Source organism: Streptomyces sp. NPDC020747, from assembly GCF_044334695.1.
Lineage (GTDB): Bacteria > Actinomycetota > Actinomycetes > Streptomycetales > Streptomycetaceae > Streptomyces.
This window is the reverse complement of sequence record NZ_JBIRTJ010000006.1, coordinates 239194-256355: the sequence shown is the minus strand read 5'-3', so window position 1 is coordinate 256355 and position 17162 is coordinate 239194. Positions and strand designations below refer to the sequence as shown.

The window sequence follows — 17162 nt, the reverse complement described above, 5'->3', positions numbered from 1 at the left end:
CGACCTGGCGGTGGTGGGGTCGGGCGCGGGCCGTGCCGGTACGTCGAGCCCGCCGCTTCCGGGTGTACGGCTGCGGTTCCTAGGGTCCCGGCTACGGGAGGAGCCCTACGCGGCGGGCTTTCGACGTACCGGCACGGCCCGCGCCCGCGTTGCGTCCGGCGGCTGCGGTATGGCTTGCTCCCGCGTTCATTCGGCTGGGGCTACGGCTGCGGCTGCGGGTGTTTACCCGTCTCCGTGCTCGTCTCCGGGGTGCGTGGGGAGGGCTTGCGTTGTGGGTCTGTCCGGCGGCCTTGGGTGTGGGGGCGGGCACTTTTCGGGTGTGGCCGAGCACATTCAGCCCGTCCGGCGTTTGAGGACGAGGCCGTTCAGGCCGATGGGGGGGTCTGGGGGCGCAGCCCCCAGGGCGGTAACCCTGGCTAGGGCAACCTGGGAAAGCGAGCCTCCAGACCCCAGACCGCCGGATTCTCGCGGAGCGCTTCGTGGAGGTCGGTGAGGTCGGCCACGAGGTCGTGGAGGAAGTCGCGGGCCTCGCGGCGGAGTTCGGCGTGGGAGAAGGTCAGCGGGGGCTCGTCACCGGGCATCCAGTCGGACTCGATGTCGACCCAGCCGAAGCGGCGCTCGAAGAGCATGCGGTCGGTGGACTCGGTGAAGTCGAGTTCGGCGCGCTGGGGGCGGGCGGCGCGGCTGCCGAGGGGGTCCTTGTCGAGTTGCTCGACGATGTCGCACAGGGCCCACGCGAAGTCGAGTACGGGCACCCATCCCCAGCCTGTGGACAGCTCGCGGTCCGCCTTCGTGTCGGCGAGATACACGTCCCCGCAGAAGAGGTCGTGGCGGAGGGCGTGGACGTCCGCGCGGCGGTAGTCGGTCTGCGGGGGGTCCGGGAAGCGGGCGGAGAGGGCGTAGCCGATGTCGAGCACGTGGGTGATGGTGTCACGTCGTCTTAGGATCACCGTCGTGCCCCGATCTGTGCCCGTTGGTCCAGCGACCGTCGCCGTTCTGCTCGTGCTCGCCCTCGTCGGCTGCGACGGAGGGGTGAAGGGGAGTGCGGGTGCGCCCGGGGTGCGGGACCCGTACTTTCCGAAGGCCGGGAACGGGGGGTACGACGTCACGCACTACGGACTGACCCTCGACTACGAGCCGGGGGCGCGTCGGCTGACGGGGACGGCGGAGATCACGGCTCGGGCGGAGCAGGATCTGAGTGCGTTCGATCTCGATCTCAAGGGGATGAAGGTCGAGTCGGTGGAGGTGGCGGGGAAGACCGCGCGCTTCAACCGCAGTGGGGGGCAGGAGCTGGTCGTCCGGCCTCGTGATGATCTTGATGCGGGGGCCGTGTTCACCACGGTTGTCCGTTACTCCGGTTCGCCGGAGACGATCACCGATCCGGACGGTTCGGAGGAGGGCTGGCTGCGGACGGCGGACGGGGCCCTCGGGCTGGGGGAGCCGACCGGGTCCATGGCCTGGTTTCCCGGCAACCACCATCCGAGCGACAAGGCCACGTACGACATCAAGGTCACCGTGCCCGAGGGGCTGAAGGCCGTGTCCAACGGGGAGTTGCGGAGTGAGGTGACGAGGCGGGGGTGGACTTCGTTCGCCTGGCACGTGGGGGAGCCGATGGCTTCGTACGTGGCGACGGTCGCGGTGGGGAAGTACGAGGTGCGGCGGTCGAAGGGGCCGCACGGGCTGCCGGCGTACGTGGCCGTGGATCCCAGCGAGGCGAAGGCGAGCCGTGAGGTGCTCGGTCGTATTCCCGAGGTCGTGGAGTGGGCCGAGCTGAATTTCGGGGCGTATCCCTTCTCGTCGGTGGGGGCGATCGTCGAGCGGGAGGAGGACGCGGGGTACGCGCTGGAGACGCAGAACCGGCCCGTGTTTCCCGGTGCCCCGAGTGTCGAGCTGCTCGTCCACGAGCTGGCCCACCAGTGGTACGGGAACTCCGTCACCCCGAAGACCTGGCGGGACATGTGGCTGAACGAGGGCTTCGCCACCTATGCCGAGTGGTTGTGGGCGGAGGACCACGGCGGTGACTCGGCCCAGGACGTCTTCGATGCCCTGTATGAGGGCGACTACTTCGACACCAAGGAAGACAGCGACGCCGTCTGGGCCTTTCCGCCCGCGAAGCCGCCGAGTGCGGCTCGTATCTCCGACAGTCCCGTGTACGAGCGGGGCGGGATGGTGCTCCACAAGATCCGCCAGACCGTCGGCGACGACACCTTCTTCGACATCGTCCAGGGCTGGGCCGCCACCCGTCGTCACGGCAACGCGGACACCGACGACTTCACGGCGTACGTGGAGAAGAAGGCGCCGGGCAAGGACTTCTCCCGGATCTGGGCGGACTGGCTCTACGGGGACGGCAAGCCGGACAGGCCCTGAGGCCGGGTCAGCCCCTTGCGCTGCTCGTCCGTGTCGCCTGGAACAGGCCGAAGAGTGTCTGGCCCGCGCCGATGACCATCATGACCACCCCGGCCTTGCCGAGAGAGACGAACGAGATCTCCACGCCGTCGGCGAACACTTTCAGGGCCAGGCCGGCGAGGAGGGTCGCGGCCCCTTCGGCCAGGTTCTTGGAGGCAGGACTCACTGATGAACTCGCTTCCCGGAGACGCTCCGACGCACCGGTTGCCTGGACACAGGACACAGGACCGGACTGGACACGTCTCATCGTAGGAACGCCGAGGTCAACGGGTCGTCGGCCGCGTGGACGAGCTTCGGCTACATCGTTCGAGGGAGTCGGGGAGGTGGCGGCGCGAGGCTCTAGCGGAGGATCTTGCGCAGTACCGCGCAGGGGCGGCCCAGTTGGCGGTCCTTGCGGTGGCCGATGACCTCGTAGCCGATGGTCGTCCAGAAGGTGAGGGCCCCGGGGTTGTTGTCGAGGGCGGCCAGGCGCAGGGCGTCCCGGCCCGCCTCGCGGAACCGTCCCTCGATGTGGGCCGCCAGCCGCCGGCCGTACCCCTTGCCCTGCTGTTCCGCGTCCACCAGCAGCAGACCGATCCAGGGGTCCGGGTCGGCCGGGTCGGGATGGTGGGCGAGGGTGATCGCGACGGCGATGAGCTGTCCCGCGCTGCGGGCCAGTAAGACGTCCACGTCCGGGTTCGTCAGTTCGTCGGCCAGCGCCGCCGCCACCTGTTCCGGTCGGATGTCGTGCGGGTCCGGGAAGTCGCCGCTGAGCGCGTAGAACTCGTGGTTCGACGCGTAGAGCGCGGTCAGTTCGGTCAGGAGGGGGCCGGGGAGGTCGTGGTCCGGCGTGAGGACGAGGGGTTCGATGATCACTCGCGGCAGGTTAGCGGCCGGTGTCGCTCCGCAGCTCGAACCAGACGCGTTTGCCGGTGGTGCGGTAGCCGTCGGTCCAGGTCACTCCCCAGTCGTGGGCCGGCCCGGCGAGGAGCAGTAAGCCGCGGCCGTTCTCGGACTGGTGGTTCACGACTTTCGGGTGGGGACGGCCGGCGCCCGGATCGTCGTCGTACACGGAGACGAGTACGCGGTCGTGGCGGACCACCGCTTCGAGATGGATGGCGGCTGCGGTGGTGTGGAGGTTGACGGGCCCTGAAGGCAGAGCGATGGAAGCCCCTCAGGAGATCGCGCTCAACTCCGCCTCGATCAGGCCCCGAGCTTCCTGCCCGTACACCGCCGAGTGTTCAAGCAGACCGAACGCCTTCTCGTAGACGGCCACCTCGTCCTTGTCCGTGATGTTGAGACCGGCTGAGAACGTCTCGACCTCGACCTGGATTCCGTCGAAGATCGAGAACGAGTGCCCTGGGTACTTGGAGACATTCATCCTGGACCCTGGCACAGACGGGGGTGGGCTGGAACCAGCCGTTGAACTCGCTCACCGAGTAGCACAACTCGAGGGCCTCTGCAGGGAGCTCACGGCACGACTCGTGACCGTGGAGTCGCAGCTTGCGCGACGAGATCGCCCAGAAGCCCGATAGCTGGTCACCTGCTCGCCCAGTCGCGCGTACCCGGATCTGTCGTGCCCAGCCGGAGTGGTGGGGCAGTGACGAGGAGCCCCCGGTCCGGGTGTGCCGGATCGGGGGCTCCTCCGTTGCCGTTCAGGCGGGGCCTGGGTGTCAGACGTTGACGCCGAAGTCCTGGGCGATGCCCGTCAGGCCGGACGCGTAGCCCTGGCCGACCGCGCGGAACTTCCACTCCGCGCCGTTGCGGTACAGCTCGCCGAAGACCATGGCCGTCTCGGTGGCCGCGTCCTCCGAGAGGTCGTAGCGGGCGAGCTCGGTGCCGCCGGCCTGGTTGACGATGCGGATGTACGCGTTGCGGACCTGGCCGAAGTTCTGCGAGCGGGTCTCCGCGTCGTAGATCGAGACCGGGAAGACGATCTTGTCGACGTCGGCCGGGAGGCCGGCCAGGTTGACGTTGATCGCCTCGTCGTCGCCCGCGCCCTCGCCCGTCCGGTTGTCGCCGGTGTGGACGATCGTCTGGTCCGGGGTCTGCTTGTTGTTGAAGAAGACGAAGTGGGCGTCCGAGTAGACCTTGCCCTCGGGGTTGACCGCGATGGCCGAGGCGTCCAGGTCGAAGTCGGTACCCGTGGTGCTGCGGACGTCCCAGCCGAGGCCCACGGTGACGGCGGTCAGGCCCGGAGCCTCCTTGGTGAGCGAGACGTTGCCACCCTTGGACAGGCTTACAGCCATTGTTGGGAGTCCTTCCCTCGTTTGACGTACGTACGGGTCGTGCGGTCCTGCGGTTGTGCTGTCCTGCGGTCCTGCGCGTCGGGCTTCGTACGGGACGAAGCTACCGGCACCCCTATGAACGCCGAAGGGGGTCCCCAGGGTTCCGCCCCTCTTTACTTTCTTTACCTAGTCTCCCGGAGGGGCGTGGCGGCACGCCGAAAAACGGGTGACGTGGACCGGACAGACAAGGGACCATGGGGGCATGTCCGCTCCTTACGTCATTCGTGGCTCCGTCTCGCTGCCCGAGGCCGAGCTCATGTGGCGTTTCTCGCGGTCCTCCGGGCCGGGCGGGCAGCATGTCAACACCTCCGACTCCCAGGTCGAGCTGCGCTTCGACCTGGCGAAGACGGAGGCGCTGCCGCCGGTGTGGAAGGAGCGGGCCCTGGCCAAGCTGGCCGGGCGGCTCGTCGACGGCGTCGTCAGCGTGCGCTCCTCCGAGCACCGCTCCCAGTGGCGCAACCGCGAGACCGCGGCCGTCCGGCTCGCCTCGCTGCTCGCCGAGGCCACCGCCCCGCCGCCGAGGGCCCGCCGCGCCACCCGGATCCCCCGCGGGATCAACGAGCGCCGGCTGCGTGAGAAGAAGCAGCGCGGAGACAGGAAGCGCGGGCGCTCCGGTCGCGACTGGACCTGAGGGTCGGCTCGCGTACTGGACCTGAGGGGCCGCGTGCTGAAATCCGCGTACCCGCGTTCTCTGTCACATCCGCCCTCCGTGTTCCGTCAACTCGTCGACGGGCCGCGGAGAGCGCGGAACAGCTGTGGCGGAGGAGATGCGGCGCATGAGCGGGGACGAATTCCTGACGCCGGAAGAAAAGGCTGAAGGAAAGGCCGGACGGAGGGACGGAAGGCAAAAGGAACGGCCACGGGAACGGTGGGTCGTCGCCCACCGCATGTTCGGTTCGCTTGCCGAGGCCGACGACGCCGTTCAGGAGGCCTGGCTCGGGCTCGGCCGGTCGGACACCGGTGAGGTCCAGAACCTGGGCGGCCGGCTGACGACCGCGGTCGACCGCCGGGCGCCCCGACCAACCGCCGCTGCGCCGGCCGCCGGGCTACCCCAACGGCCGGGCTACCCCAACTCCCGGTACCGGCCCCGGAAGTACGTAAGCGGTCCGCCGTCCACGTTCGGTGCCGAGGATGTCAGGACCCGGCCGATGACCAGGGTGTGGTCCCCGGCGGTCACCCGCTGTTCGGTCCGGCACTCCAGGGTCGCGAGGGCGCCGCCGATCAGCGGGGCCCCGGACGCCTCGCCGCGTACCCACGGGACGTCCTCGAAGAGGAGACGGTCGGAGATACGGCCCTTCATGGCGAAGCGGCCCGCGATCTGGCGCTGGCTCTCGGCGAGGACGCAGACGGCCCACAGGGGCTGTTCGTCGAGCAGGTCGTCCATGCGGGAGCCCTCGCGCAGGCCGACCATGACGAGGGGCGGGTCCAGGGACACGGACATGAAGGAGGTCGCCGTCATGCCGACGTCCTCGCCGCTCGGGCCCTCCGGGTCCGGCTGCGGCTCGTGCGCGGTCACCAGGACCACACCCGCGGCCAGCCGGGACATGGCGGCGCGGAACTCGTCGTTGCTCACCCCCTCAGCATGCACGGGCGGGACGGGAGGAGCGGCAGAGGGAGTGTTCAGCACGGGAAGACGCTATTCTCCGGCCTCCGTGCGGCGCATCGGGCCAAGGGCCGAGCCGGGTCCTAGGTCCTGCGACCGGGGAAGGAGTGTGACTTGTGCCTCCTAATTCAGGGGCGCGCACATCTCCCACCAAAATGCGTTCAGTAAACGCACGGCGAAAACACAGAAACTCTACTCAATTGTTCATCTTCACCTGTGACTTGAGTCACAGGTGCCATATTTTGTTGACCCTGTGTACCGAGTGGGCAGCGCGCTGTGATTCAGTGGCGGGGACGCTGCGAGCAGTAGGCGATCAGTTGGTGATCAGTAGTTGATCAGTGGGACCGGCCGGTGAGAGGCCGGTGAGTGACCAGTAGTCGATCAGTAGGCGATGAGTACCGACGAGAAGCCTGGATAACTCTGGAGTTGCTGTCGAGCGTCTCGGGGAGAGCGAGCATGGAGACCGAGTCGGAGCCGTACGTCCGTCTTGCGACCCTGCGGCAGCTGCATCACGTCATGGCGGACATGAACACGGCCCGCAGCCTGGCCGACACGCTGCAGACCGTCGCCGACGGCGTCGTGACCGGCCTCGGCTACGAACTCGCCTGCGTCAACCTCGTACAGCCCGACGGTGACCTCGTGGTCGCCGCCCTCGCCGGGAACTCCGCGGCCGAGGCGCTCATCACCGGACGCGTCGGCTCCCGTGACTCCTGGGAGCGCCGGCTCACCATGGGCGAGGCGTGGGGCGATCTGCGCTTCATACCGCACACGGAAGGCTGGGTCCTCGACGAGGACGACGTCCCGCAGTGGTACACCGACGGGCCCGCACCGCGCTTCGAGGACGAGTGGCACCCCGCCGACCGCCTCTTCGCGCCCATGTACACCCCGGGAGTCCCCGGCGGCTCCTGCGGCGAGCTGATCGGCGTCCTGTCCGTGGACCGGCCGCGCAACGGCCGGCACCCCGGCGCCTGGGGCCGCGAGGCCCTGCAGATGTACGCGTTCCAGGGCGCCATCGCCATCAGCAACGCGCGGCTGCGGGCCAACATGCAGCGCGCGCTCGTCCGCCTGGAGCGGGAGCAACAGGCGCTGCGCGCCAGTGAAGAGAGCTTCCGGCAGGCCTTCGAGTACGCCCCGTCCGGCATGGCCGTCGCCGAGATGGGCGGCGACCAGCACGGCCGGATCCTGCGCACGAACGACGCCCTGTGCCGCCTCCTGGGCCGCCCCGCCTCCTCGATGCGCCGCTACTCCTTCTCCGACCTCGTCCACCCCGAGGACATCGGCACCTTGCTGCGGACCTCCGCCGAGGGCGGGCGTGCCGAACTCAGACTCTGTCGCCGCGACGGTACGTACCTGTGGGTGTCGCTTCGCAACAGCGTGGTCGCGGACGCAGCCGACGGGCCGCGGTTCCTGCTCACCCACGTCGAGGACATCGAGGACCGCAAGCGCCGCGAGCTGCAGCTCGCCCACCGGGCCTCGCACGACTCGCTCACCGGCCTGCCCAACTCCGCCGAGCTGCGCTCCCGGCTCGGCGCCCGGCTGTGCGCGCGCCCCGCGGCCATCGAGCCCGGCGTGGTCGACACGATCGACGCGGCGTACGGGCACGGGCCGGCCGACCACGCGGCGGCCGGTGTGTACGACGCGAACGGGCACGGCTTCGACTACCGGCCGGGCCCCGAGGCGTTCGACGCCTTCGACCACCACGTGCACACCGTCGCCCCCGAGGGCGAGCGGGACGACGGGACGAAGGGGCTCGCCGTCCTCTTCTGCGACCTCGACGGCTTCAAGTCGATCAACGACCGCTTCGGGCACAACGCCGGTGACGCGGTGCTCATCGAGGTGGCCCGGCGGCTCGGCGGCGCGGTGCGTGACGGGGACACGGTCGCGCGGCTCGGCGGCGACGAGTTCGTGGTGCTCGCCGACGGCCTCGGCCGCGCCGACGCGCAGGACCTCGCGGTCCGCCTGCGCAGCGAGATCATCCAGCCCATCAGGGTCGACGGACGGGCCGTGCGGGTCGGTGCCAGCTTCGGTATCGGGTGGGCGCACTGCGGCATGACGGCGGACGAAGTCCTGCAGTCGGCCGACGAGCGGATGTACATAGAGAAACGGTCTCGTCCCAAAGCGCACAGGCGTGCGGGCTGACCCGCAGGTCAGCGATGTGATGCGAGCGGAGTCACCCGTTTGGGGCAGTGGATGGGGGTCCCCCCGGTCGAGTGAATTCGAGATTGGGGGAGGGTAGGCTCGCCTTTTGATCCCCAATACCGCATCTGAACCGCACCCGCTAGGAGACCTAGGGATGACGCCCGGCAACAACGGCGCGAGCACGCCCGAGGACGACGACCCGTTCGGCTACCTGTACGCCGACGGGCAGGCCGCCGGAGCCCAGCCGCCGAGCGGCGGAGGTGGCTACGGCTACCCCGGCTCGGTCAACAGGGTCCGGCCGGTCGGTGAGCGCCAGTACGGCCAGCCCGCCGCGCCGACCGCCCCCACCGCGCAGTACGGACAGGTGCCCCAGCAGCAGGGGACGTACGGCCAGCCGAACGCGAACTACTCGGCGCCCGAGGCCTTCGACAGCGGCGAGCCGACGACGTACCAGCCGCAGCCCGACCACGGCCACGGTGGCGGCGGCAGGGGCCGCGGTCCCAACACGAAGGGTCTGCTGATCGGTGCCGTCGCCGTCCTGGCGGCCGTCGTGATCGGCATCGGTATCGCGATGCTCGGCGGCGACCCCGACGACGACAAGGGCGGCGACGCGTCGGGCTCGACCCCGTCCGCCGCCGACAGCGTCGAGCCGAGCAAGGAGGCGTCGAAACCGTCCGCGGACCCGGCCGAGCTGCCCGAGATCGACGCGAAGGCCCTGAAGCTGGGCTCCGGCGTGACGACGGCCTCGGACGTCGAGGGCGCCAGTTCCAGCGGCGGCACCTATGTGACGGGCATGAACCAGGTCGGCGCCGAGGTCACCTGGACCGTCGACGGCATCCCCAAGGCAGGCACGTACACCGTCTTCACGCGGTACAGCGTCGCCGGCAAGGACGCCAAGATGACGCTCACCGTGAACGGCAAGGAGTTCGGCACCAAGCTGAACCTCGGCAACTTCACGGGCGCCAAGGACAACGAGTGGGAGAAGGGCTGGACCGAGACCTACTCCTGGCCCACCCTCACCAAGGGCACCAACACCATCTCCATCTCCTGCCAGCAGGGCGACGACTGCAACGTCCTCCTGGACCAGCTGCGCCTGAAGGCGGGCCAGGTCAAGGACTAGCCCGGACCCGCCGGGGGACACGGGGACTGGTTTCGGGGGCGCGGGGAACGGCGCGGTCCTTGGCTTTTTGACCGTTCACGCCGCGGCGGTCTCGCCTTTCACGGACACCTGCCCCAGCAACTCCTCGTACGCCGCCCGGTCGAACTCCCCCGCCACCGGCGCCAGCACGGTCGCCGCGGACAAGGCGACCGCGCGGGCCAGCCGCTCCGGCCACGGCAGCTGCTCCACCAGCCCCGACAGAAGGCCCGCGACCGCGGAGTCCCCGGCCCCCGTCGGATTGCCGTGGACCCGGCGAGGCGGGGCGGCCCGCCAGTCACCGTCCGGGGTCCGCGCGAGCAGCCCCTCCGCACCCAGCGAGGCGACGACCGCATGCGCGCCCCGACGCCGCGCGTCCCGCGTCGCCTGCGAAGCCTCGTGCGAACCGGTCAGCTCGGCCAGCTCCTCGGCGTTCGGCTTGACGATGTCGGGCCGGGCGGCGACCCCACGCCGAAGCGGTGCCCCGCTCGTGTCGAGCAGCACCGGCACCGCGAGCGACCTCGCCGTGCGCACGAGTCCGGCGTACGCCCCCACCGGCACCCCGGGCGGCAGACTCCCGCACAGGGCCACCGCCGAGGCGGAGCGCAGCAGCTCCTCGTACGCCTCCTGGAAGGCGGACCACTCGGCCGGGGCGATCGACGGGCCCGGCTCGTTGAGTTGAGTCGTGTCACCGCTCGCCGTGTCGGCCACCGCGATCGTGCGACGGGTCGCACCCGCCACCGGGACCAGCGCGTCCACGACCCCCGGTGTGTGCGTGAGCCGGTCCTGGACGGCCCGCCCGGTCGCACCGCCCGTGAAGCCCGTCACGGTCACCTCGTGACCGAGGGCGGCCAGCACCCGGGCCACGTTCAGGCCCTTTCCGCCCGGCCGTTCGATCACCTCGGTGACGCGGTGCGAGGTGTGCGGTCGCAGCCCCCGTACGCGATAGGTGATGTCGAGAGCGGTGTTCAGCGTGACCGTGAGGATCACCCGGGCCCGCCTCCCTCGAAGAGATTCGTCAAGTGGACGCGTGGAACGCGTTCGCCGGTTGTTCCGGAGGCCCGATCATGCCAAAGGGAACGGCGGTCGGCCCAGTCCTGCGGGCCGACCGCCGTACGGCAACAGGTGTGTGAATCACCCCAGTTGGGGATCCACCACCCATTCGCCCCGGCGCATCACGCCCTTGAGCCCGAAGTCGGCGTCCAGCACCACCAGGTCCGCGTCCTTGCCCGGCTCCAGCGAGCCCACCCGGTCGTACAGGCCCAGTGACCTGGCCGGATTGGCCGCGATGGCGGTGACCACGTCCTCGATCGGCAGCCGGTCCACGGTCACCGCCCGCTTGAAGGCCCGGTCCAGCGTGAGCGTGGAGCCCGCGATCGAACCGCCCTCCACGAGCCGCGCCACACCCTCGCTGACCTCGACCTCCAGCGGGCCGAGCATGTACCGGCCGTCGCCGAAGCCCGCCGCGTCCATCGCGTCCGTGATGAACGCCACTCGGCCGGCGCCCGCGTGATGGAACGCCAGCTGGAGAGATGCCGGATGCAGATGGACACCGTCGTTGATCAGCTCGACCGTGACCCGCTCGTCCTCAAGGAGGGCGGCGATCGGGCCGGGGGCGCGGTGCCCGAGCGTGGGCATCGCGTTGTAGAGGTGCGTCGCCACGGTCGCGCCCGCGTCGATGGCCTCCACCGTCTGCTCGTACGTGGCGTCCGTGTGGCCGATCGCCGCGATGACGCCGTGCTCGGCGAGGAGGCGTACGGAGTCGATGCCGCCCGGCAGTTCGGTGGCGAGCGTGACCATGCTGGCCCGGCCGCGGGCCGCGTCGATCAGCTTGCGGACCTCCGCCGGGTCCGGGTCGCGCAGCAGTTCCTCGGAGTGGGCGCCCTTGCGGCACGGGGAGATGAACGGGCCCTCGAAGTGGATGCCCGCGAGGTCGCCCTGCTCGGCCAGCTCGGAGAGGAGTCCGGCGCGGTGGGCCAGGCCGTCCATGTCGTCGGTGACGGTGGAGGCGACGAGGGTCGTCGTGCCGTGCAGCCGGTGGGTGTGGATGCCCTTGAGGATCTCCTCGACCGTGCCCGAGGTGAAGGAGGCTCCGCCGCCGCCGTGGTTGTGCATGTCGACGAAGCCGGGGACCACCCAGTGGTCGCGCAGGTCCACCGTGGGGGCGCCCGCGGGAGCGCTCCCGGCGATACGCGTGCCCTCGACGATCACGCGGCCGCCGGGCACCGTTCCGGTGGGGAGTACGACATTGGCACCGGTGATGACCACTACGTGCGGGTCGGTCGGGGCTGGTCGCGCCCGCGCGGCGGAGCCGCGAATGTCACTGCCCCGCGCCCCTGAAGGGGCGATGCGCTCAGTGGTCATCAGGTGGTTACCTCCGAAGCGGGGTTGGAAGGGGAAAGAGTGCTCAGCAGGTCCCAGGCCAGGAGGCCCGCGCCCAGGCAGCCGGCCGTGTCGCCCAGTGCGGCGGGGACGATGGACGGGAGTTTCTGGAAGGTGACGCGTTGCTCGACCGCGGCTCGTAGCGGTGTGAACAAGGTTTCCCCGGCCTCGGCGAGACCGCCACCGATGATCAGGGTGCGCGGGTCCAGCAGGGTGAGCGCGGTGACGAGTCCGTCGGCCAGCGCGTCCACGGCCTCCTGCCAGACCACCAGGGCCCCGGGGTCCCCGGACTCGACGGCCTTCGCGCAGTCCGCCGCGTCCGCCTCCGGGTCGCCGGACGCCTCGGCCCAGGCCTCGCTGACCGCCGCGGCGGACGCGAACCGCTCCAGACAGCCGCGCTGACCGCACGGGCAGCGGATGCCGCCGGGGCGTACGACGATGTGGCCGATCTCGCCCGCGAAGCCGTGCGCGCCCGCCTCCACGCGGCCGTCGATGCCGATCGCGCCCGCGATGCCGGTGCCGAGCGGCACGAACAGGAACCGGTTCGCGCCCCGGCCCGCGCCGATCCGGCCCTCCGCGAGCCCGCCGGTGCGCACGTCGTGCCCGAGGGCGACCGGGATCCCGTCCAGCCGCTCGCTGAGCAGGTCCCGCAGGGGTACGTCACGCCAGCCGAGGTTGGCCGAGTACGCGGCGATGCCGCGGTCGGCGTCCACGATGCCGGGCACGGCGACGCCGACCGCCGTCGCGGGCTCGCCGAAGTGGCGTTCGCCGTGCGCGCGCAGGTCCGCGGCGAAGGCGAGGATCGACTCGACGACGGAGTCCGGACCGTGCTCCCGGCCCGTTGCGCGGCGGGCTCGGTGCAGCACGGGGGGTGTCCCCCCGGAGGACGTGGCGTCGACCGCTCCCACGAGGGCGGCCTTCATCCCGGTGCCGCCCACGTCTAGGGCGATGACATGTCTCACGGGTACAGTGTCGCCTCTTACCCGTGAGAGGTCTAGTCCACTCACGTGGTGTAGACCTTAGAGCGAAATTGCGAATCGAAAGTTTGAGATCGCACGTGTGAACCAGCCGTGCGGGACGACAAGGTTGGGGCGACAGCGGTGCAGCGGCGAGTGACAGGTCTGATCGCGGTGGTGTCCGCGCTGGGCATGACGGCGGCCCTCGGCGGCTGCGGCGGTTCCTCCGGATCCGGGGACGTCACGCTGCGGCTGGTCGCGGCGGACTACGGCGACTCCGAGGCGAACAGCTCCCAGAAGTACTGGGACCAGCTGACCAAGGCCTACGAGGCGAAGAACCCCGGGGTCCGGGTCGAGGTGAGCGTCTACTCGTGGAACGAGGTGGACGCCAAGGTCAAGAAGATGGTCGCCGACGGTGACGCACCCGACATGGCGCAGATCGGCGCGTACGCCGACTACGCCGCGAAGGGCCAGCTCTACAGGGCCGACGACCTGCTCTCCATCAACACCCAGGCCGACTTCGTGGGCAGGCTCACCGAGGCGGGCGAGATAGACCGGACGCAGTACGGCATGCCGTTCGCCTCCTCGACGCGCCTGCTCTTCTACAACAAGAAGCTCTTCAGCGAGGCGGGCCTCACCCCGCCGCAGACCTGGAACCAGCTCGCGTCCGACGCCGAGGTCCTCAAGTCGCGTGGCGTGAAGTACCCGTACGCGCTGCCGCTCGGGCCCGAGGAGGCGCAGGCCGAGACGATGATGTGGCTGCTGAGCGGCGGCGACGGCTACACCGACACGGTCGGGTCGTACGGCATCGACTCCAAGCAGAACGTCGAGACCGTCACCTGGCTCAAGGAGAAACTGGTCGAGAAGGGGCTCACCGGACCCGTCGCGCCCGCGAATCTCAACCGCGCGCAGGCCTTTGCCGCGTTCACCCGCGGCGAGGTCGGCATGCTGAACGGCCACCCCACGCTGATGCGGGCCGCCGCGGCGAAGGGCGTGAAGTTCGGCATGGTGCCGATGCCCGGGATCAGCGGGCGGTCCAAGGCCACGATGGGCGTCGCCGACTGGATGATGGCCTTCAGGAAGCCCGGGCACGCCGAACAGGTCGGGAACTTCCTCGACTACGTCTACAGCGAGAAGAACGTGCTCAGGTTCTCGCACGAGTACAACCTGCTGCCGGTGACCACGTCGGCGTCCGAGGCCATGTCCGCGGACAAGTCCGACGCGGATCTTGTCGGCTTCCTCGACGAGTTGCCCAACGCCGAGCTGTATCCCGTGGCCAAGACGTCCTGGGCGTCCGTCAGCGCGGACATCAAGCAGCAGATAGGCAAGGCGGTCGGCCCGAAGGGCAGTCCGGCGGCGATCCTGGGGCAGCTGCAGCGGGCCGCTGCCGCGGAGGAGAGCGCGGGATAGCCCTGTCGGTGGCAGCGGCTACCGTGCCGGGCATGGATGACAGGGAGCTGACCCCCCAGGAACTTGCCGTCCTCGCCCTGGAGCGGCGGGGGTGGTCCACGCCGGGGGCCAAGGAGCGGGCGATACGGGAGGAACTGGGGCTGGCCCCCGTCCGCTACTACCAACTCCTGAACGCCCTCCTGGACGCGCCCCGAGCCCTGGCCCACGACCCGGTGACGATCAACCGCCTGCGCCGGGTGAGGGATGTACGCCGGGCAGAGAGGGAGGGTTGAGGGCTTTTCTCCTCGCCCCCGCCGCCCCTACCCATTCCCGTCCCTTTTCGGGGGCCAGCCCCCGAACCCCCGCTCCTCAAACGCCGGAGGGGCTGATTTTCAGCCCGTCCGGCGTTTGAGGACGAGCGCGTCAGCGCGATACGGGGGTTCGGGGGCGGAGCCCCTGAGGAAGTGACGGGAATGGGTAGGGGCGGCGGGGGCGAAAGACTTCACCCCCGCGGATAAGGTCGCAGCATGGCCAGTCACCCCGAGTCATCGTCGATGCCGACCCCCGTGACCCCGGCGGGCCGAGACGGCCTCGAAGCCATCATCGCGAGGCCCGACAAGGCAGTCCTCGCCTTCGACTTCGACGGCACCCTCGCCCCGATCGTCCCGGACCCCGAACAGGCCCGCGCCCACCCGGACGCCGTACCCGCCCTCGCGGCACTCGCCCCGAAGGTCGCCTCCGTCGCAGTCGTCACCGGAAGGCCGGCCGGAGTGGCCGTACGACACGGCGGCTTCGCCGGAGTCCCGGGCCTGGAGCACCTCGTCGTGCTCGGCCACTACGGGGCGGAACGCTGGGACGCCGTCACCGGCACCGTCCAGGCCCCCGCCCCCCACCCCGGCGTCGCCGAGGCCCGCGCCGAACTCCCCGGCTTCCTCGACTCCATCGGCGCCTGGCAGGGCACGTGGATCGAGGAGAAGGGCAGGGCGGTCGCGGTCCACACCCGCCGCGCCAAGGACCCCCAGGCCGCCTTCGAGGCCCTCCGTGAGCCCCTCACCGAGCTCGCCACCCGCCACGGCCTGATCGTCGAACCGGGAAGAATGGTGCTGGAACTGCGCCCGGCCGGCATGGACAAGGGCGTCGCCCTCGGCGAGTACGTACGCGACATCGGCGCCGAGTCGGTCATGTACTGCGGCGACGACCTGGGCGACCTCCCCGCCTTCGCCGCCGTGGAGAAACTCCGCTCCGACGGCACCCCCGGCCTCCTCGTCTGCAGCGGCAGCAACGAGGTGACGGAACTGTCCGACCGCGCGGACCTGGTGGTGGACGGCCCGGCGGGGGTAGTACGCCTGCTGGCTTCCCTGGCAACTGAGCTGGGCTGAAACCGCGCCCGTCAGGGGCGCGGGGAACGGCGCAATCTTTTAGTCCGCGGACCGCAGCGCCTCAAGCTGGTCCAGGAACCACTGTGCCGGAGGCAGAGCCGTCGCAGCGGCAGCCAACCGCTTGGTCCTCTCCGCCCGTTCACCCGCCGGCATCGTCAACGCCTCGTGCAACGCCCGGGCCGTGCCCGAAACGTCGTACGGGTTCACCACGACCGCGTCCTCGCCCAACTCCTCGTACGCTCCGGCCTCCCGCGAGAGCACCAGCACGCACCCGTCGTCCGACACGACCGGCACCTCCTTGGCGACGAGGTTCATGCCGTCCCGGATGGGGTTGACGAGGGCCACGTCCGCCAGCCGGTAGGAGGCCAGGGAACGCGCGAAGTCGTCCTTGAGGTTCAGCAGGACCGGGGTCCAACCAGGCGTCCCGTACCGGGAGTTGATCTCGTCCGCGACCCGCTGCACCTCTGCCGTGTAGTCGCGGTAGACCGCCAGGTCCTGCCGCGACGGGTACGCGAACGCCACGTGCACCACCCGCTCGCGCCACTCCGGCCGCTCCTCCAGCAGCTCCCGGAACGCCAGCAGCCCGCGCACGATGTTCTTGGACAGCTCGGTCCGGTCCACCCGCACGATCGCCTTACGGGCACTGCCGTCCGGGTCCGTGCCGATCTGCTCGCGCAGTACCGCCAGCCGCTCGTCCACGTCCGGCCGGTGCGAGCGCTCGCGCAGGAAGTCCGCGTCCGCCCCGAGACCGTGCACCCCGATCCGCGTACCGGAGGGGATCCCGGGGCCCAGGACGGCGTGACAGCAGTCCGTGAACGCGTCCGCCCACCGCTGGGTGAGGAACGCGGCCCGGTCCGCCCCGAGGATCCCGCCGAGCACCTTCGCCGCGATGTCGTCCGGCAGCAGCCGGAAGTACTCCGGCGGAGCCCACGGCGTGTGCGAGAAGTGCCCGATCCGCAGGTCCGGGCGGAGCTCGCGGAGCATCCGCGGGACGAGGACCAGGTGGTAGTCCTGCACGAGGACGGCCGCGCCGTCCGCGGCCTCCTCGGCCAGCGCCTCGGCGAAGGCGTGGTTGTACGTCTCGAACGCCGCCCACTGGCGCCGGAACTCCTTGTCGAAGACCGGCTCAAGCGGTGTCTGGTAGAGCAGGTGGTTGACGAACCACAGCACGGAGTTGGCGATGTCGTTGTACGCGGCGGCGTGGGTGTCGGCGTCGATGTCCAGCATCCGTACGCCGTCCTCGCCCACCCCGCGTCGTACGGCCTCGCGGTCGCCGTCGCCGAGGGCCGAGCACACCCACAGGGCGCCCGCGTCCGGGCCGATCGCGGAGAGCCCGGAGACCAGGCCGCCTCCGCCGCGCTTGGCGGTGAGCGCCCCGGTCTCGTCCTGGGTGTACGAGACCGGGCCGCGGTTGGAGGCGACCAGGATGTTGTGGGTGCCACGGGTGGAGACCATGACTCGAAATCTAGCCCCCGCCGTAAACGCTCAAACGTTCCCACCCGCCGC

18 protein-coding genes and 1 pseudogene are annotated in these 17162 nt (G+C 70.4%); 8 read left to right on the top strand and 11 right to left on the bottom strand.

Annotated elements, in window-relative coordinates:
- Nucleotides 1-416: 416 nt before the first annotated feature.
- A complete protein-coding gene (locus tag ACH4YP_RS18625; RefSeq protein ID WP_361071294.1) occupies nt 417-917 on the bottom strand; it encodes a hypothetical protein in 501 nt (166 codons plus the stop codon).
- 37 nt (nt 918-954) lie between these two features.
- Between ACH4YP_RS18625 and ACH4YP_RS18620 the strand changes: the two genes are divergently transcribed.
- Nucleotides 955-2367 carry a M1 family metallopeptidase gene (locus ACH4YP_RS18620; protein ID WP_398491210.1) on the top strand — a complete coding sequence of 471 codons (1413 nt, stop codon included), beginning with the start codon at nt 955-957 and terminating at the stop codon, nt 2365-2367.
- Nucleotides 2368-2374: 7 nt separating this feature from the next.
- Here the strand turns inward: ACH4YP_RS18620 and ACH4YP_RS18615 are convergent, their stop codons facing one another.
- The 5 genes from ACH4YP_RS18615 to ACH4YP_RS18595 form a co-directional block, all read right to left on the bottom strand.
- The gene (locus tag ACH4YP_RS18615; RefSeq protein ID WP_361071288.1) at nt 2375-2572 is read right to left on the bottom strand and encodes a DUF5708 family protein; all 198 of its coding nucleotides are present in this window, start codon (nt 2570-2572) and stop codon (nt 2375-2377) included.
- Nucleotides 2573-2745: 173 nt separating this feature from the next.
- The gene (locus ACH4YP_RS18610) at nt 2746-3261 is read right to left on the bottom strand and encodes a GNAT family N-acetyltransferase (protein ID WP_398491208.1); all 516 of its coding nucleotides are present in this window, start codon (nt 3259-3261) and stop codon (nt 2746-2748) included.
- Nucleotides 3262-3271: 10 nt separating this feature from the next.
- Nucleotides 3272-3487, bottom strand: coding sequence for a hypothetical protein (locus ACH4YP_RS18605; protein ID WP_398491206.1), 216 nt, complete (start codon nt 3485-3487; stop codon nt 3272-3274).
- A gap of 72 nt (nt 3488-3559) precedes the next feature.
- A complete protein-coding gene (locus tag ACH4YP_RS18600; protein ID WP_361071279.1) occupies nt 3560-3766 on the bottom strand; it encodes a hypothetical protein in 207 nt (68 codons plus the stop codon).
- A 292-nt stretch (nt 3767-4058) separates the two neighbouring features.
- A complete protein-coding gene (locus ACH4YP_RS18595; RefSeq protein WP_307522669.1) occupies nt 4059-4634 on the bottom strand; it encodes a TerD family protein in 576 nt (191 codons plus the stop codon).
- 241 nt (nt 4635-4875) lie between these two features.
- Between ACH4YP_RS18595 and arfB the strand changes: the two genes are divergently transcribed.
- Together arfB and ACH4YP_RS18585 are read left to right on the top strand one after the other, a co-directional pair.
- Nucleotides 4876-5304, top strand: a complete 429-nt coding sequence (gene arfB, locus ACH4YP_RS18590; protein ID WP_361071276.1) for an alternative ribosome rescue aminoacyl-tRNA hydrolase ArfB — start codon at nt 4876-4878, stop codon at nt 5302-5304.
- Between the two features lie 256 nt (nt 5305-5560).
- A pseudogene (locus ACH4YP_RS18585) lies at nt 5561-5680 on the top strand (RNA polymerase subunit sigma-70); the annotation flags it as partial.
- A gap of 56 nt (nt 5681-5736) precedes the next feature.
- On the opposite strand, the gene ACH4YP_RS18580 reads toward ACH4YP_RS18585, so the two are convergent.
- The gene (locus tag ACH4YP_RS18580; RefSeq protein WP_361071273.1) at nt 5737-6300 is read right to left on the bottom strand and encodes a flavin reductase family protein; all 564 of its coding nucleotides are present in this window, start codon (nt 6298-6300) and stop codon (nt 5737-5739) included.
- Between the two features lie 432 nt (nt 6301-6732).
- On the opposite strand from ACH4YP_RS18580, the gene cdgB reads away from it, so the two are divergent.
- Both cdgB and ACH4YP_RS18570 read left to right on the top strand, forming a co-directional pair.
- Complete coding sequence (cdgB, locus tag ACH4YP_RS18575; RefSeq protein WP_398491203.1) at nt 6733-8415, top strand: diguanylate cyclase CdgB; 1683 nt, start codon at nt 6733-6735, stop codon at nt 8413-8415.
- Nucleotides 8416-8569: 154 nt separating this feature from the next.
- Nucleotides 8570-9535 carry a carbohydrate-binding protein gene (locus tag ACH4YP_RS18570; protein ID WP_361071268.1) on the top strand — a complete coding sequence of 322 codons (966 nt, stop codon included), beginning with the start codon at nt 8570-8572 and terminating at the stop codon, nt 9533-9535.
- Nucleotides 9536-9610: 75 nt separating this feature from the next.
- Here the strand turns inward: ACH4YP_RS18570 and ACH4YP_RS18565 are convergent, their stop codons facing one another.
- The 3 genes from ACH4YP_RS18565 to ACH4YP_RS18555 form a co-directional block, all read right to left on the bottom strand.
- Nucleotides 9611-10540, bottom strand: coding sequence for a 1-phosphofructokinase family hexose kinase (locus tag ACH4YP_RS18565; RefSeq protein ID WP_361071265.1), 930 nt, complete (start codon nt 10538-10540; stop codon nt 9611-9613).
- 144 nt (nt 10541-10684) lie between these two features.
- Nucleotides 10685-11914 carry an N-acetylglucosamine-6-phosphate deacetylase gene (gene nagA, locus ACH4YP_RS18560; protein ID WP_398491201.1) on the bottom strand — a complete coding sequence of 410 codons (1230 nt, stop codon included), beginning with the start codon at nt 11912-11914 and terminating at the stop codon, nt 10685-10687.
- A complete protein-coding gene (locus tag ACH4YP_RS18555) occupies nt 11914-12894 on the bottom strand; it encodes an ROK family protein (protein WP_361071259.1) in 981 nt (326 codons plus the stop codon). The genes nagA and ACH4YP_RS18555 overlap by 1 nt, the downstream gene beginning before the upstream one ends.
- Before the next feature lie 186 nt (nt 12895-13080).
- On the opposite strand from ACH4YP_RS18555, the gene ACH4YP_RS18550 reads away from it, so the two are divergent.
- From ACH4YP_RS18550 to otsB, 3 genes are all read left to right on the top strand, one after another.
- Nucleotides 13081-14298 (top strand): extracellular solute-binding protein, encoded by a 1218-nt coding sequence (locus tag ACH4YP_RS18550; protein WP_361071297.1) that lies wholly within the window; start codon nt 13081-13083, stop codon nt 14296-14298.
- 32 nt (nt 14299-14330) lie between these two features.
- Complete coding sequence (locus tag ACH4YP_RS18545) at nt 14331-14570, top strand: DUF3263 domain-containing protein (RefSeq protein WP_361071257.1); 240 nt, start codon at nt 14331-14333, stop codon at nt 14568-14570.
- 234 nt (nt 14571-14804) lie between these two features.
- Nucleotides 14805-15656 (top strand): trehalose-phosphatase, encoded by an 852-nt coding sequence (gene otsB, locus ACH4YP_RS18540; RefSeq protein ID WP_361058363.1) that lies wholly within the window; start codon nt 14805-14807, stop codon nt 15654-15656.
- A 39-nt stretch (nt 15657-15695) separates the two neighbouring features.
- Here otsB and ACH4YP_RS18535 read toward each other — a convergent pair whose 3' ends face one another.
- The gene (locus ACH4YP_RS18535; protein ID WP_361058362.1) at nt 15696-17111 is read right to left on the bottom strand and encodes a trehalose-6-phosphate synthase; all 1416 of its coding nucleotides are present in this window, start codon (nt 17109-17111) and stop codon (nt 15696-15698) included.
- Nucleotides 17112-17162: the final 51 nt, after the last annotated feature.